Consider the following 14,200-nt stretch of genomic DNA (forward strand, 5'->3'; position numbering starts at 1 on the left):
AAAAGCATCGAATGGAAACTATAGAGTCTATTCCATCAAATCATTGTTTCAATACATCTGGTAGGTGATCCCTTTAAGTTAATACGGAACTTTCAACTTATCTGATTTAATAATGCGGCTAAGCGACAACCCGCGATGGCAATACGTTGTTCTACTGTTTTTTTGACCATCTGCTGATATAGTTTTGAAGGTTTTTCACCCATTTTAATTTGATAGGCGTTGTGAACTGCTAATTGATGAGATTCTTCAGCCCAAATTTGCGGAACGAGAACCATGTTTTCAAGATGACAAGGCCAGCGTTTTTCTATTGAATAAGCCTTCCTACTAAGTTGGGCAGAAGTATAGCGTTTATAATTTAATAAACCACCGCCTCTATCCCAGTATGCATGCAAATTGTTGGCAACTGGATTTGCCTTTAAATAAAACAGATTTCCACCTTGATCACCTTGAGGATTTTTTACACTAAATTGATTAGCAGCATGAAGAGGCTGATGAATGTCGCCAACAACATGCAACAATATCCGCAGTGTAAATCCTTTTTCAAAATCATTTGCTGAATTATCCTGCATCAACTCTTTAGCTGTGTTAATCGCGGAAACTGCGTTAACGTTATCCTCTTTTATTAAGTCAGTTCCATCAAAAGAAAAAGGAATATCGATGTAATGCTTAGAACCAAGCCATAAATCCTTCTGATAGCGTAAACTATCGAGCCATACAGCAGCATTCACCAGATTTTGCGGACGATAGACTTTATCCAAGGCATGATTATAGTGGTTAAGGACTCGCTTTGCATGAGGCGTAAGATGGTGATAAGCAATTTGGGCCACCAATCGATGACCCAAAGCATTCCAACAATAACTAGCGTTTCCTACAAACAAGCCTACAATTAAAACAATTACATTCCATTTTTTTACCACTTTTAATTATCCTAAATAAGGTGACCAAGCTGGCTCCTGGACATCACCTTGCTTGGCAGGCAAGCGAATTTTAACACGCCCATCAATGGAAACCATTCCTAAAACACCTTGGTCATTATAACGAGTAGCATAAAGAATTAAACGACCATTAGGAGCTACTGATGGAGATTCATCCATTGGTGCAAAGGTTAATTGCGTTACATGGCCACCATCATCCTGCACAGCGATGTTAAAACTTTTGTCTTCGCGATGTAGCATGACAATATGTTTCTGATCAGGAGTATAAGACGCCCGAGCATTATAGTTGCCTTCGTAGGTCATTCTGCTGATACCGCCATCAGCTAATGATAAACGATAAACCTGGGGCGCACCGCCACGGCCAGAAGTAAAGAGTAAAGAACGCCCATCAGGTGAATAACGTGGCTCTGTGTCAATCGCATCACCAAAAGTTAATTGCTTCATACTGCCACTACTTAAATCAACAGTATAAATTTTGGGTGAGCCACCTTTTGATAATACAACCGCTAATTGGCGCCCATCAGCAGACCAGGCAGGTGCGCCATTAATTCCGGTAAAATCAGTTACCAGTCGACGTCGACCAGTGGCAACATCTACAGTAAAGATTTGTGCCTTTTTCTTCTCAAAAGAAACATACGCAATTTGACTGCCGTCTGGTGACCACGAGGGTGACATGATTGGTTCGGATGAAACAAGTAAACTTTGAGGATTATAGCCATCAACGTCCGCTACCTCTAAAGAATATCTGGCGTTCTCGCCACTGCGCTGGACGAGTATATAAGCAATTCGCGTTGAAAAAATGCCGCGTTCACCTGTTAATTTTTGATAAACCTCATCACTAATATGATGCGCTAATGCACGGAGTTCATTTGGACTGATTTGGTAACTTTTGGATAGTAACACTCTGCCTTGAGCTACTGCATCCACTAACTCATAACTCACTTCATAGCGATTGTAGCCAACACGTCTCACATTTGCAGATAAGATGCTATCAGCTCCTGCTTGTCGCCAAGCTGTAATCGATGGTGTTTCAAAGCCTGGTGCAGCAATTATTTTAAATTGCCCTGAAAACTGTAAATCATTATTTACAATCCCGGACATTTGCTGTCCTACTGACTCGGAGCCGAAAGAATTAATACCAATGGGTAGCGCTGAACTAATTCCTTGGGTTAACTCAAGATCCACAGCAAAAAGCGTGGTCGAAAATAATAACAATAGCGGTGTTATTAAACGTTTAATAGACACAATTACCCCCTAACGTTTTCTGGACGTACAGTTAGACTGATATCACGGAATATATCGAAAGTTTCTGGATCGGTAGGCACTGGAAGTGGTGATGCCTTATAAATAGCAGTTTGTGCTGAGCGATCTAAAACAGGATCGCCACTGCTACGTGTTAAAGTAACCTCTAGCACGGCACCATCCGGAGCTAAACGAATCCTAAATTGACTTGATAAGCCATTATTTACATTTTCAGGTAATATCCATTGGCGACCAATTGCATTGACAATCATCGCCTTATACTTATCAACTTCACCTGCAATGTGAGCTCTTTTAGCGGCATCATCTGCTGCTTGCTGCGCTGCGGCTTGGCGATTCTTTTCAGCTTGTTCCGCTCTGGCTTTTTCTGCACGCGCCAATGCTTCTTTAGCTTTTTCTGCCTTTTCTTTCTCTGCACGTGCAAGCTCTTCCTTGGCTTTTTCAGCTTTCTCTTTTTCAGCTTTAATTTTTTCTTCAGCTTGCTTCTTTTTCAATTGCGCAAGTTTTTCCGCCTCTTCTTGCTGTTTTTTCTTAAGCTGTTCCTGTTTTTTCTTCAGCTCTGCAAGTCGCTTGGCCTCCTGTTCCTTTTGTAGCGCTAATTGCTTTAGGCGTTTTTGCTCTTCTTCTATTTGTTTTTTTCGTGCAATGGCCACTTTTTCGGCTTCTTCCTTCAATTTAGCCAAGCGTTGTTGCTCTTGTACACGTGCTTTACGAGCCATTTCTGCTTGGCGTGCTAAAGCTTGTTGCCTGGCTTGTTCCGCTTTTAGTTGTTCATTTCGCTCTTGCTTTAAGCGATTTACAGTTTCCATAACTTCTCGGTTGTCTACACTTACTGCTTTAACAACCTCCTTAGTTTGCTGTGCTTCAATTGGTAAAGCCTGACTAGGCTCATTTTTTGCCATAGTCATCACCGGACGTTGGCTGGTTGATTCAATCAACAATAATAAGGCTAGAGATAGATGGAGAAAAATAGCCACATAAAAAGATTTACGGTAACTTTGATCATTTATCATCCCTGACTCTCCTGTGGTGAATCAGATGAATCAGTTAATAAGCCTACCTGCTCAGCACCAGCCTGTTTTAACAAGCTCATTGCAGCTACTACCTTACCGTAAGCGACACCTTGATCCCCTTTGACCAAAACATTAATGGGTTGATTATTTTGATGTGCTAACTCTAATTCAGCAGCAACACGAACCATCAAAGCTTTTGCTTCAATTGGACTCTCAGGTGCTGCATTAATGTTAAGAAAGTAATCACCTTGCTGATTCACTGAAACAATAATTGGTTCTCGTTCAGTAGGCTTTAATGTTTGACTTGCCGCTTTAGGCAAATCAACAGTAACTCCCTGCGTAAGCATGGGGGCAGTAATCATAAAAATAACTAACAAAACCAACATAACATCAATGTAAGGCACTACGTTTATCTCAGCAATTGGACTACTGGATCTTGCCTTCTTCTTTCTTGACATAACAATTTTATCCTCTTACTGGCGCTGCTGTCTGTTGCTCAATAAGTGAGACTAATTCTTCCTGAAACAAGTCATAGCGATCTAGCAAGTCATTAGCACGTGTTGAATAACGGTTGAAAGCAATAACTGCTGGAATGGCGGTAAATAAGCCTAGTGCTGTGGCAACTAAGGCTTCTGAAATTCCTGGTGCAACCATGGCGATTGTTGCTTGCTGAGCATGGCCCAATGCCTGAAAGGAAGTCATAATCCCCCACACGGTACCAAATAAACCGACATAAGGGGCGATAGAACCCACTGAAGCAAAAAAGGGAAGATGTTGCTCAAGTTGTGTTGCTTCTTTTGCGTGTTTAATCTGCATGGCCCGTTGGATTGGTTCAAGAAGAATGCTTCCCAACTTGCGAGAACGAACATACTCCTTAAAACCTGCATGAAAAATTGCGGCTAACCCTTGTCTACTATCAACATTACTGTCAATATCTGCATATAATTTACTTAAGTCGCTACTAGCCCAAAAGCGTCTTGAGAATGCATCACATTCTTGTTTTTTTTGCTTAAAGTACCATGCCCTTTGCAAAATAAGAGTCCATGATATGATGGATGCAGCAAGCAAAATTAACATCACAGTCTTAACAACCAAACCGGCCTGCATAAAATAACCCAATACACTAGCATGGCTACCCACGTTTTTTCCTCCAAAATGTCAACAACATTTAATCAATTATTCAAATAAATTCTCTGGTATACGTCTAGGCTTCATAGCCCCATCCACACACACCACTTTTACCATAGCATCACACAGTAATTTATTATCCTGACTATAGATACATTGTTCAAAAACCAAACTGCAAGTTTTTTTGCTCTCTATTCTTGACACAACAGTCAACAAATCATCCAAGCGTGCTGGCAATAAATAACGCAGTTTTACATCATGAATTGCAAAGTGGCAATCATACGTTGCAAGTGTGGTTAAAGACAAGCCAGCACTGCGAATCATTTCAGTTCTTGCTCGCTCAAAAAAGCGCAAATAATTCGCATGGTAGACAATTCCCATGTGATCAACGTCTTCAGCATAAACACGAATATCTAAACGATTTAAATCAAGCCATGACATATTTATTCCTGCTCAACCATCGGAATTCCAAAATGTTGATAGGCCAATTGCGAAGCGATTCGACCGCGTGGTGTTCGCATTAAAAAGCCTTGCTGAATTAAATAGGGCTCAAGAACATCTTCAATGGTACCTTTTTCTTCTCCTATCGCCGCAGCAATACTATCAACCCCTACGGGTCCGCCGGCAAAACGCTCGATAACCGCCAACATTAATTTCCTATCCATCATGTCAAAACCATGTTGATCAACATCTAACATTTCTAAAGCACGCTTTGCGATATCCAATGTGATAATACCTTTTCCCTTAACTTCAGCATAATCTCTAACACGACGTAAAAGTCGATTAGCAATTCTTGGTGTACCGCGTGAACGCATGGCTATTTCTCTAGCGCCTTTATCCTCAGCTTTTACACCCAGCAGTTTTGCTGATCTGGAAACAATGTGACACAAAGCATCAATCGAGTAAAATTCAAGTCGTTGGACAATACCAAATCGATCACGCAGTGGCGAAGTAAGCAAACCAGCTCTCGTTGTGGCACCTACTAAAGTAAAAGGGGGTAATTCTAACTTAATTGAACGGGCAGCAGGTCCCTCACCTATCATAATATCGAGTTTATAATCCTCCATCGCCGGATAGAGAATTTCTTCGATGACAGGACTCAAACGATGAATTTCATCAATAAATAACACATCATTTTCTTGAAGATTCGTGAGAATAGCCGCAATGTCCCCTGCTCGCTCCAATACAGGTCCTGAGGTTTGCCGTAGGTTCACAGCCATTTCGTGAGCAATAATATTGGCAAGAGTTGTTTTTCCAAGACCTGGAGGACCAAAAATAAGCACATGATCAAGCGCATCCCGGCGATTTTTAGCGGCATCAATAAAAATACGCATCTGCGAACAAACTGCATCCTGGCCAATATACTCATCCAGACTCAAAGGTCGAATAGCACGGTCAAATGCTTCTTCCGAGACAGTCGAAGTAGCACTTATCAAACGATCACTTTCAAGCATAAAAGTTTTGGGTTTGCCATAATTCGTGCATTCTAACACAGCTTTTATTGCAAGCTGCATAGTATTCAAAAGGCATATAGCATAAATTTTTAAATTCTTATTTTTAGATAAAATCGATTTGTTCTCTAAGTAAACAACGTGCACGATGAATACGTGAACGCACCGTCCCTATCGGAACGTGAAGACGTTTTGCAATAGCCTTATAACTTAGGCCTTTTATTACATGTAAATGAAAACAGTGCTTAAGCTCTTTCGGCATGCTTAATAAAACTTGATTAATCTTTTCTCGAAGTTGCATACCAACTGCATAAGATTCTGGGGAATGATTTGTGTTTTCAATTCTGGCAAGGTAAATATCTTCACTCATTTGAGCTTTTAATGCTCTGAAATGATTTAAAACTGTATTTTGAGTAATTCGATACAACCAGGTTGTAAAGCTTGATTGCTGTTTAAATGAAGGTAAATAACGAAAAACTTTTAAGCAAACCTCTTGGGCTAAATCATTTACTAATGAAAAATCATCAATCTGAGAATGGATTTGCAAAAATATTTTTGTCCGATGTCTAAGAATTAAATGGTTTACTGCAAGCGAGTCTCCAGCGAGGGCTAAATCAATTAAATGGCAATCCGTTAATTTCCGACAATCCATAGGTGCTCATCATGACGAAGCTTATTCTATATGTCGACCCGCCAATCAATTGCTTTAATTTTGAACATACTTTTCTTTTATTTTCAAGTGTCTATAGGTATCAGCTGACACCTGATCAGTAAAAATAACGAGCATTTTGCGGGATGTTATGTTTTCAAGTTCGAGGAGAAAAAATAGACCTGCATTAATGATAATGCGGATTCTATCATAGCTCATTATTGTTGTATTATTTGTATGCAAGAACCATTTTTGGTTGTTATGGGATAGTTGTAAATAGTTAGTATAAGGCACTGGATTTTTAATAATATAGAGAAATTCTAAACTTAATGGAATGCAAGTTAAGAGTTTTAACCAAAGCGCCCATTCACTATAAACGATTAATAGAAAAGCACAGAAATAGATCAACAAAGCAATACGTAAGAAATAAGAAGACTTACCGAACTTTATCGTGCAGTTTGATGAACTCAACAATTTCGACTAAATCCTTGTCTGTAGGTTGCTCATACCCCATTAACCAACTATATAGTTCAGGGTCAATACAAGTTAACAATTTATCAAATTGTTCGATTTGCTCTTCAGTGATATTATCCAAATGATTATTGGCAAATCGATTCAGGATCAAATCCAATTCAAGCATTCCTCGCCTGCAATGCCATATGAGTTTTGCTTTTCTAGAGGGGTTAATCATTATTTTACCTGATTGTCAGCCGACGCAATGTTACACTAAACTTCACAGCTATCGCAATCTTATAATAATTAAAATGACATCAATATACTTAATCAATCAACGTCCTTATACGTATACTTTATCTTTTCAGAATGAATTCACTTTTCAAAAGAATAAAAACTATCTTTTTGAGTTGTCTCATCTTGGTGGAGTTTGTGTTAAGGGGGAGCGTGCTCAAGAATTTCTCCAAGGACAACTTACCTGTGATGTAAAAAAGGTAACATCGACAGCGATGCGTCAAGGTGCTCAATGCAATTTAAAGGGGCGTATTCTGGCGTTATTGGATGTAATTTGCTGGAATGATTTCCAGTTGATTCTCCCTAACGATCTGCTTGTCGATACTCAAAACTCCCTATCCAAAACAGCAATGCTCTCAAGAGTAACGCTTGAACCAGCGAATACTTACCAAATTTATGGTTTTTATTTAAATAACCCTGATGATCATCTACCGACTAATGTGCAATTAACTTCTGAATGCTTTGAGGTATTACAAACAGATGACTATTGTAGTTATTATCTGGGTAATAATCTTTATATTTTCCTGGTTAGGGATAATTTGGTGAACACATTTATAGAGCCATTTTGTCAAAATCAACAATATCGTGGCTCATTGGGTTGGCATTATCTACAACTTTGTAATAAATACCTACAAATTTATCCTACAACACGAGGTTTATTTTTACCTCATCGTCTCGATTTACATTTATCAAATTATATAAGCTTTGATAAAGGTTGTTATAAAGGACAGGAAATTATTGCAAGAACCCATTACCGAGCAAAATTAAAGCACGGTTTGCGTTTATTTTTTATTGAGACTAAGGAACCCGTACTCGCAGGTAAAAAAATATTTGATGCATCAGGAAATGCAGAAATTGGCGAATTAATTGATTTTAGTCCTCTTGACAATAATCACTATCTCATCGCGGCAAGTATTCTTTTTGAACATCCATGGGAAATACGTATTGAGGATCAAACGAATACAGTTGCGTTAACAAACGCAACTTAAATGGTTATTGCTTTGCAGGAAGGACATTTTTACGAAGAGGAGCCTGTTCTAAATATTACCGAGCCGATTTGTATCTATCACTCTTTAAAGATTATGTCACTGTCAGGGGATCAGCTCTGTTTAAAAAATATTTTTTAAACAGGATTGATCTCCAGCAGACTATGCCTACTATTACAAAAAACCTGAAAATTATGCATTAAGTGTAAAGCGTTGGACAGTTTGCTCGCCCAGGCATGAGAAACTTTTGTCCCGTACGAAACGAGCATCGGTTATCTGGATTATGGTTTAATCCAGATAGAAGGTAGTAATAAAAATACGCGCCTATTTCTGTATTAAGTTGACAGGGACGTCCGTATTTTTATTTCGTCTGCCAGGTAGCATGCGCAGCAAAACGTTATCTTTATCATAAAAATGATGTTTCAATGCCCCGGCAATGTGCAGAATGATTAAAGCAATCAATATCAATGCGATGATTTCATGCACCTCCTCCATAGAATGTGCCAGCTGCTTATCAGGCTCTATCCCAGGTAGGGGTAATGAAAATAAGCCAAAATAGGATGGTACTCTATTCGCCGCCACTGACATTATCCAACCACTTAATGGCATCAATATCAGAAGAATATAAAAACTATATTGCACTACTCTTGAAAATATTTTTTCCCAGGTAGCGACTGATTCAGGTAAGGGTGGTCTTCCTCTAAAAGCAATTAAAACTAAACGCAAAATCATAAGAAATAGAATCGTAAGCCCGGTAGACTTATGAATCAAGAAGGCTGTAGAAATGTATTGTTCAGGCAAGTCCTCAAGAAAAAAACTTACACTTAGCATGATAATAACCAGCAGAGCAATAAGCCAATGAAGAAACTTACTACTTTTTGAATAATCCGTGTAATTCTTTAACATTCAAATTCCTTTCTTTAAATTTAACGAAAATATTTTACTGACAGCGAAAATACAATCAAGCTTATTTGATATGGCAAATAAAGTTTGTGTATTCACTGGATCCCTCGAGCAAGCCGAGGCATCCAGCGTTTAGTAATTGAAAGTAGGCTTACGCAATTTCTTTTGTAGACGTTTGCACCGTTGTTTGAGTTAAATCCAATAACTCTCTGATAGCTACAAAGAACATTGTGTAATTAAGTGTTGTACTGGAACGCAGATCAGCAAGCACGTGGCGCCATCGCTCAATAAGGCTCACATGGTTTTCAGACCAAACACCAAGGCATTGCATGAAGTCGTTTTTATTATCAGCAATACTTATAATAGCGGCTGTTAACTGTCTTTGCTGCCAATCTAAATCATCACGTAATGCTTCTCTTGACAAAGATTCCCAGTGATTTTCCGTTGGGTGAGAAATAACCTGGGTACGAATCCAGGCTAAATCCAGGAATTCACCAATTCCAAAATAAACTTCTGCTATTTTAGCAACGTCGATTCCAATTTGGTGACTCACTTCTATAACATCTAAAGCCGAGAATAATGCCCGAGTGATGGTTAGTTCATGTGCCAAACCTGTTGGTATTCCTAACTCAACATATTCGGCGAAATGCCTATCATATTGAGCACGATTGCCTTCAGTCAGAACAGCAGGAAACGCTTTTTTAAACGCTTTTACGCCGGGTCCATAGTGTTTCACTGCCTTGCTGATGTTTAAACGCATTCGTTGACTACGCAAGAACCAACGAGTAATTCGTCTTAATAAACGCACATACAGCATCATCAATTCATTTTGTTTATCTGCAGTAATTGTTGTTCCCAAGGCTGCAATTTCATTCCAAATAGTTTCCAAATCGAGCACACTTCTTGCGATCATGTAAGCGCGAACGATTGCTGAAACGGGAGCGCCTGTTTCATCTTGCAAACGATAAACAAAGGTAAAGCCCATTTCATTGACAATAAGATTACTTAATCGCGTTGCAATAATTTCGCGCTTCAATGGATGCTCTTGCATTTGCTTGCTGAAACGTTCCTGCAAGGGTTTTGGAAAACAACCAATCAATGTTTCCTTCAGATAAGGATCTTCCGGAACGTTTGAAGCTAATATTTGTTCTTTCAGAATCGTTTTAGTGTAGCAAAGCAGTACTGCAATTCCTGGGCGAGTTAAACCCTTGCCCAATAATTTGCGCTCCATTAATACTTTTTCATTAGGCAGGAATTCCAGCTCTCTATCTAATTTACCACTGCGCTCCAATTCATTCATGTAGCGGCTATGCAGTTCGACAGAGCCGGCTGCTTGAGTTGCGGTAAGACTAATTGCTCGTGGCTGTGCAAAGTTATCTCGTAATACTAAAGCAGCCACTTCATCTGTCATTTCACTGAGTAGTTCATTACGTTGTTTCTCAGTTAAGTCGCCAGATGACACAATGCTATTAAGAAGAATTTTAATATTAACTTCTTTATCCGAACAGTTTACACCAGCAGAGTTGTCGATAAAGTCGGTATAAATAAGTCCTCCATTTACCGCATATTCCACACGGGCTAATTGGGTTAGACCTAAATTACCGCCCTCACCTACAACTTTACAGCGAAGCTGTTTGCCGTTAATACGAATAGCATCGTTTGTTCTATCGCCAACATCAGTATGGGCTTCTGTTTGCGCCTTAACAAATGTTCCAATACCAGCACTCCACAATAAATCCACCTTCGCTCTTAAAAGAACCCGGATTAATTCATTAGGTTCAATTGCTGTTTGCTTAATACCAAATACTTCTTTCATTTCCTTACTAACAGTGATTGATTTGGCACTACGATTGAATACACCACCACCTTTGGAAATCAGTTTTTTATCATAATCAGTCCAGCTAGAGCGGGGTAAATTAAATAATCGCTCACGCTCTTTGAAGCTAACTTCCGGATCTGGATCTGGATCAACGAAAATGTGAACGTGGTTAAACGCCCCAAGCAATTTAATATGTCTTGATAGCAACATCCCATTTCCAAAAACATCTCCAGCCATATCACCGATGCCAACCACAGTAAAATCACTGGTTTGAATATCTCGATTCATTTCGTAGAAATGACGTTTTACTGATTCCCAGGCGCCTCTTGCAGTAATCCCCATTTTCTTGTGGTCATAACCAACAGAACCACCTGAAGCAAATGCATCGCCTAGCCAGAAGCCATATTCGAGGGAAATTTCATTAGCAATATCTGAAAATGTAGCAGTCCCTTTATCTGCCGCCACCACCAGATAGGGGTCATCTTCATCAAAGCAAATAACATTCGCAGGCTTAATAACACCGCCTTGGCTATAGTTATCCGTAATATCCAGTAATCCACGAATAAACATTTGGTAGCATCGAATTCCTTCTGCTAAAATTTCTTCTCTTGTTCCATTAACTGGCATTTGTTTAGGAACAAATCCACCCTTTGCTCCACTGGGAACAATAACAGCATTTTTAACTTGCTGCGCTTTCATAAGCCCTAAGATTTCCGTACGAAAATCTTCTCGACGATCTGACCAGCGTAAACCTCCACGTGCAACCCGTCCGCCTCTTAAGTGAACGCCTTCGAATTTTGGAGAATAAACAAAAATTTCAAACATGGGATAGGGCTTTGGTACCCCCGGAATCTCTTTACTATTTAATTTAATTGAAATGTAACTCTTATGATTGCCTTTACTGTCAGTTTGATAATAGTTTGTACGTAGCGTTGACCGTATTGTTTGTACGTACTGTCTAATAATTTTGTCTTCATCAAGATTAGCCACATCATCAAGAGCCGTAAAAATTTCTTCGGCAATTCGGTTGCAATCTTCGTCTCTATTTCCATTAGCACGGGGATTAAACCGTGCGTCAAATAATTCAACCAATTTTTTAGCAATATGGGCATTATTATTCAAAGCCGATTCGATGTATTCTTGACTGAAAGTAAACCCAATTTGTTTAAAATATTTTGCATAGGTTCGCAGTACAGCTACTTGGCGCCAATCTAACTCTGCTGCCAGTACAAGTTGATTGAATCCATCATTTTCTGCCTCACCAAACCAGACACTGGCAAAAGCATTTTGAAATAGATCTTTAATATCATCAATTTCAAACTGCATTCCACGAGTGTACTGTAGAGCAAAATCATTAATCCAGGTTTCTTTCCCATCGTCAAATTTCAATACATAAGGTCTCTCGCTAATTGCCCTCATTCCTAATCTTTCTACAATAGGAAGAACATCAGAAAGAGGAATGGTATTATCATGTTGATAAATTTTTAAACGGAAACTTTCTGTTTTTTCATCCATTAATTTGTAAAAATTCATCACTAAAGGATTTTTTGCAGATAATGTCTCTATATGCTTGATATCATAAACAGCCGTTCTTGGTGAGAAATTTGCTGAATAAGCAACGGGAAACGCGCCCTTATAGCGACTGTACAATCTGTTAGCAGTTTCTTCACCAAAGGCTTCAAAAAGAAAATGCTGTAAATCATCAGTCCACGTACGCCCAACTTCAATCAATCGTTGTTCAATCTCTTTAAAATCCCACTGGGTCGTATCTTGAGGATTGGTACGAATCAAGAAATGAATGCGAGCCAGTACTGATTCAGAGAACCAGGTAGAAAAGGTAATTTCATGAGAGTTAAAACTTTCTGCGAGAATTTTTTGCATTTCCTGGCGCAACTCGGTATTAAAGCGTTCTTTGGGCACATATACCAGGCAAGAAATAAAACGACGATATACATCAGCACGAGCAAACATGCGGATACGACGACGTTCCTGCATATAATAAATGCCCATTGCAATTTCTAAAATTTCATCTTCAGAAGCTTGAATTAAATCATCGCGTGGTAACGTTTCAAGAATATTTAATAACACTTTTCCAGCATGTCCACGAGGACTTACATTGGAATTTTTCATAATTAATGCGACTTTGTGACGCAAAAACGGAATATGCTTCGGATTTGTGTTGTAAGCCGCTGAGGTATACAAACCAATAATACGGCGTTCGCCAATAACCTGTCCTTTTTTATTAAAACGTTTAATACCTATATAATCGGTATACGCTCGACGGTGTACTGTTGCCTCTGTATTGGTTTTAGACATAACCAGAATACGAGTTGATAGAGTCAACTCTCTCGCTTCAGGGGTCATTGCTGAAATGCTGCGAGCACTTGATTTACTCATACTTTGTCTGAGTACACCTAAACCTGTTTCAGGAAGTGGTTGCAAAATAGTTTCTTGACCCTTCTGTATCAACTCATAGTCACGAATACCTAAAAAAGTAAAATGATGATCTTCTATCCAATTTAAGAATGCTTTTGTTTCCTCTGCTTCATTCTTGTCGAGAACGGAACTGACTTGGTCGAGCTCTGCAATTGCCTCACGAACTTTTTTACGCATTGGAATCCAATCTTTCACTACAATACGATTATCTTCAAGAACGCGTTCAAAATTGCTATGCAGATCTTCTAGGATTGAGGGATCAGTTTGTCTGTCAATTTCAATAAAGATAGCAGCTTCAGTACTAACCCCTTCAAGATCCTCATCATCTTCCTTTTTGCGTGGAAAAATCGCTGTCACATGATTATTTTTATCACGTTGTAACCGCAACCCCCCCATATGCATAATTAAATGCGAAACCAACCCTAGACGATTAATTACCATCCGCAAAGAATCTACTAAAAACGGCATATCTTCGGTAATAATCTCTACCACTGTATGGGTTGTTTGCCATCCATGACGCTCAAAATCAGGGTTATAAATGCGAATTTTCGTTTCATCAGGAGCACGTTGCTGAATAAGAGACCAGAAATTAACTGCAGCGCCATAAAGATCTTCCGTATCCCATTCTCGTAAATCTTCGAGTGCGACGGTGCCGTAGAACTGGCGAACAAATTCAGCGCAAAAGGAAGACTGTTCTTCTTCCATTTTCTCTTTGACTCGTTCAACCACAGCATCGATAATTAAATCTTTACCCTCTTCAAATTTATAGGACATTCATTCACCTCTTTTAGGCATGAAAATAAAATTGCCGCAAATTATATACTTCTATACGACAACTTACACGCCAGTGTTGCATTTATTTAATCAAACAAT

General features: G+C 39.1%; 13 protein-coding genes. 1 reads left to right on the plus strand and 12 read right to left on the minus strand.

The annotated features are described in order from the left end of the window. Nucleotides 1–92: 92 nt before the first annotated feature. The 10 genes from PXX05_RS06305 to PXX05_RS06345 form a co-directional block, all read right to left on the minus strand. On the minus strand, nt 93–917 hold the full coding sequence (locus PXX05_RS06305) for a S1/P1 nuclease (RefSeq protein WP_275090213.1): 825 nt from the start codon (nt 915–917) through the stop codon (nt 93–95). Nucleotides 918–923: 6 nt separating this feature from the next. After that, nucleotides 924–2,174 (minus strand): Tol-Pal system beta propeller repeat protein TolB, encoded by a 1,251-nt coding sequence (gene tolB / locus PXX05_RS06310; RefSeq protein ID WP_275090475.1) that lies wholly within the window; start codon nt 2,172–2,174, stop codon nt 924–926. Nucleotides 2,175–2,182: 8 nt separating this feature from the next. Beyond that, complete coding sequence (gene tolA, locus PXX05_RS06315) at nt 2,183–3,208, minus strand: cell envelope integrity protein TolA (RefSeq protein ID WP_275090214.1); 1,026 nt, start codon at nt 3,206–3,208, stop codon at nt 2,183–2,185. After that, nucleotides 3,205–3,666: a protein TolR gene (gene tolR / locus PXX05_RS06320; RefSeq protein WP_275090215.1), complete on the minus strand. Its 462-nt coding sequence runs from the start codon at nt 3,664–3,666 to the stop codon at nt 3,205–3,207. Before tolR ends, tolA begins: the two co-directional genes overlap by 4 nt. A gap of 7 nt (nt 3,667–3,673) precedes the next feature. Beyond that, entirely contained in the window at nt 3,674–4,348 is a 675-nt protein-coding gene (gene tolQ, locus PXX05_RS06325; RefSeq protein ID WP_275090216.1) for a protein TolQ, read from the minus strand. Nucleotides 4,349–4,384: 36 nt separating this feature from the next. Then, a complete protein-coding gene (gene ybgC, locus PXX05_RS06330) occupies nt 4,385–4,777 on the minus strand; it encodes a tol-pal system-associated acyl-CoA thioesterase (RefSeq protein ID WP_275090217.1) in 393 nt (130 codons plus the stop codon). A 2-nt stretch (nt 4,778–4,779) separates the two neighbouring features. After that, nucleotides 4,780–5,790 carry a Holliday junction branch migration DNA helicase RuvB gene (ruvB, locus tag PXX05_RS06335; protein WP_275090476.1) on the minus strand — a complete coding sequence of 337 codons (1,011 nt, stop codon included), beginning with the start codon at nt 5,788–5,790 and terminating at the stop codon, nt 4,780–4,782. A gap of 103 nt (nt 5,791–5,893) precedes the next feature. Then, nucleotides 5,894–6,439, minus strand: a complete 546-nt coding sequence (locus PXX05_RS06340) for an RNA polymerase sigma factor (protein WP_275090218.1) — start codon at nt 6,437–6,439, stop codon at nt 5,894–5,896. A 54-nt stretch (nt 6,440–6,493) separates the two neighbouring features. Next, a complete protein-coding gene (locus PXX05_RS15135; protein WP_420844634.1) occupies nt 6,494–6,910 on the minus strand; it encodes a protein YgfX in 417 nt (138 codons plus the stop codon). Further along, nucleotides 6,873–7,127 carry an FAD assembly factor SdhE gene (locus PXX05_RS06345; RefSeq protein ID WP_420844635.1) on the minus strand — a complete coding sequence of 85 codons (255 nt, stop codon included), beginning with the start codon at nt 7,125–7,127 and terminating at the stop codon, nt 6,873–6,875. The genes PXX05_RS15135 and PXX05_RS06345 overlap by 38 nt, the downstream gene beginning before the upstream one ends. 73 nt (nt 7,128–7,200) lie before the next feature. On the opposite strand from PXX05_RS06345, the gene ygfZ reads away from it, so the two are divergent. After that, nucleotides 7,201–8,172 carry a CAF17-like 4Fe-4S cluster assembly/insertion protein YgfZ gene (gene ygfZ, locus PXX05_RS06350; protein ID WP_275090219.1) on the plus strand — a complete coding sequence of 324 codons (972 nt, stop codon included), beginning with the start codon at nt 7,201–7,203 and terminating at the stop codon, nt 8,170–8,172. A 321-nt stretch (nt 8,173–8,493) separates the two neighbouring features. Here the strand turns inward: ygfZ and PXX05_RS06355 are convergent, their stop codons facing one another. Further along, nucleotides 8,494–9,075, minus strand: a complete 582-nt coding sequence (locus tag PXX05_RS06355; RefSeq protein WP_275090220.1) for a cytochrome b — start codon at nt 9,073–9,075, stop codon at nt 8,494–8,496. A 148-nt stretch (nt 9,076–9,223) separates the two neighbouring features. Then, nucleotides 9,224–14,101, minus strand: a complete 4,878-nt coding sequence (locus PXX05_RS06360) for an NAD-glutamate dehydrogenase (RefSeq protein ID WP_275090221.1) — start codon at nt 14,099–14,101, stop codon at nt 9,224–9,226. Nucleotides 14,102–14,200 lie beyond the last annotated feature (99 nt).

It is taken from the genome of Legionella cardiaca (genome assembly GCF_029026145.1).
Lineage (GTDB): Bacteria > Pseudomonadota > Gammaproteobacteria > Legionellales > Legionellaceae > Tatlockia > Tatlockia cardiaca.

Bases quoted from the DNA above. Each gene is read 5' to 3' on its own strand.
- tolA (WP_275090214.1), bottom strand. From the start codon at position 3,208: ATGATAAATGATCAAAGTTACCGTAAATCTTTTTATGTGGCTATTTTT.
- tolR (WP_275090215.1), bottom strand. From the start codon at position 3,666: ATGTCAAGAAAGAAGAAGGCAAGATCCAGTAGTCCAATTGCTGAGATA.
- ybgC (WP_275090217.1), bottom strand. From the start codon at position 4,777: ATGTCATGGCTTGATTTAAATCGTTTAGATATTCGTGTTTATGCTGAA.
- ruvB (WP_275090476.1), bottom strand. From the start codon at position 5,790: ATGCTTGAAAGTGATCGTTTGATAAGTGCTACTTCGACTGTCTCGGAA.
- PXX05_RS06340 (WP_275090218.1), bottom strand. From the start codon at position 6,439: ATGGATTGTCGGAAATTAACGGATTGCCATTTAATTGATTTAGCCCTC.
- PXX05_RS06345 (WP_420844635.1), bottom strand. From the start codon at position 7,127: ATGATTAACCCCTCTAGAAAAGCAAAACTCATATGGCATTGCAGGCGA.
- ygfZ (WP_275090219.1), top strand. From the start codon at position 7,201: ATGACATCAATATACTTAATCAATCAACGTCCTTATACGTATACTTTA.
- PXX05_RS06355 (WP_275090220.1), bottom strand. From the start codon at position 9,075: ATGTTAAAGAATTACACGGATTATTCAAAAAGTAGTAAGTTTCTTCAT.
- PXX05_RS06360 (WP_275090221.1), bottom strand. From the start codon at position 14,101: ATGTCCTATAAATTTGAAGAGGGTAAAGATTTAATTATCGATGCTGTG.